The organism is Erysipelothrix aquatica, assembly GCF_009828775.2.
In the GTDB taxonomy this organism is placed as follows: Bacteria; Bacillota_I; Bacilli_A; order Erysipelotrichales; family Erysipelotrichaceae; genus Erysipelothrix; species Erysipelothrix aquatica.
This window is the reverse complement of sequence record NZ_WTSY02000088.1, coordinates 1-1448: the sequence shown is the minus strand read 5'-3', so window position 1 is coordinate 1448 and position 1448 is coordinate 1. Positions and strand designations below refer to the sequence as shown.

Genomic DNA, 1448 nt, shown 5'->3' with positions numbered 1-1448 from the left:
CAATATTTTACTTCGTCGTCCGTATATTCTTGATCAACCTATAGAGAGAGTATTTTTTTTACAATGCGGAAATACGTAAAAGTATATTGTACGATTGATGACTAATGAAGTATATGAAAATTTGAAAGGACAATATAATCATGATATTTGATATCAATGAAGGAGAAAAAAATTCAATTGAATTCGAATCAATAAAATCTGACGTTTACAATGCAGGTGTAAGACGATTAATAGAAGAAACATTTAATGAGATGGGAGATAAAGATGGAAATTTTATAGAACAATTTAAAACCACCGGTTTTAATCAGAGGCTCACCGAAATGTATGCTTTTCAAGCATTAAAAGAACTGAATTTCGAGTTTAATAATGGACACAGTGTTCCGGATTTTGTGGTGAATAAAAACGGTGTAGAACTCTGTATTGAAGTTACAACAGCCAATAAAGGATCAATACAAGTAGAGGATTATATAGACTTAGATCTTAAAGAACAAGAGGAATATAAACACAATTATGTTCAAATTAGAGTGGGAAGTGCACTTACATCTAAATTGAAAAAGGAATATTGGAAATTAGATCATTGTAAAGGAAAACCAATCGTTTTATTAATTCAGAATTTCTTTGATGATAGTGTATTCTTTTCGCCAACGCCCATAGCAAACTACTTGTATGGACGAAGCGAATCAGCAAGTTATGATGAAAGTAATCAGTTGGTGATTAGTGTTGATGATATCCAAAATCATGAATTTCAAAGCAAAATAATAGAAAGTGGATTCTTTAATCTTGATGAATCAAAAAACATAAGTGCTGTTATTTATACTAACGCAGGAACAATAGCAAAATTTAGAAGAATGTCATATCAGATTGGGTACAAATTAATAGAACCACTTTCTTTTAGTAGAACTGGTGATATATATAATCCAGCCCCTAATGTCTCAATACCTAAAAAAATAAATCTGGACTTTCAAAAGTACTGTAGTGTTGGATTTATTGAACAATGGTGCGATGAATTAAACGTCTTTCATAATCCAAATGCATTGTATCCAGTAAATGATTCATTATTTCTTGACGCAGTACAACATAGAGTAGCCAATGGACAAACAGTTACATCAATGGATCTTTCCCGCCCACATTTTTTTTCATCATTGACCAGTAGTTTCCCGCTTCCTGTTGATATTGGTAAATATGAAAATCTAGAATTTATGATGAAGTCTGATTTCTATAAGTTTTCATTTACTAGTTCAGGACTTTACAAAGAAATTGCTTGGATAAAAGTTTTAAATAGTGATGGATTGTATGCTATATGTGCCGAGGATTTTATCGATCATGATTATTCATTTATTCTTTTTAAGAATAGAAATAATACTTTGGAAATTTGTGATTGCCAAATTAATATGTTATCGCTAGCAGAAACTTTTGATAAATTGAATACTTATAGTAATTGAATATTT

The 1448-nt window shown here is 30.3% G+C and carries 1 protein-coding gene; it reads left to right on the top strand.

The window, feature by feature from the left end; genetic code table 11:
- Positions 1-140 precede the first annotated feature (140 nt).
- Positions 141-1442, top strand: a complete 1302-nt coding sequence (locus GVV20_RS10560; protein ID WP_159740499.1) for a hypothetical protein — start codon at positions 141-143, stop codon at positions 1440-1442.
- The last annotated feature ends 6 nt before the right edge of the window (positions 1443-1448 follow it).

Coding starts and splice junctions, on each gene's coding strand:
- GVV20_RS10560 (WP_159740499.1), top strand. CDS start 141: ATGATATTTGATATCAATGAAGGAGAAAAAAATTCAATTGAATTCGAA.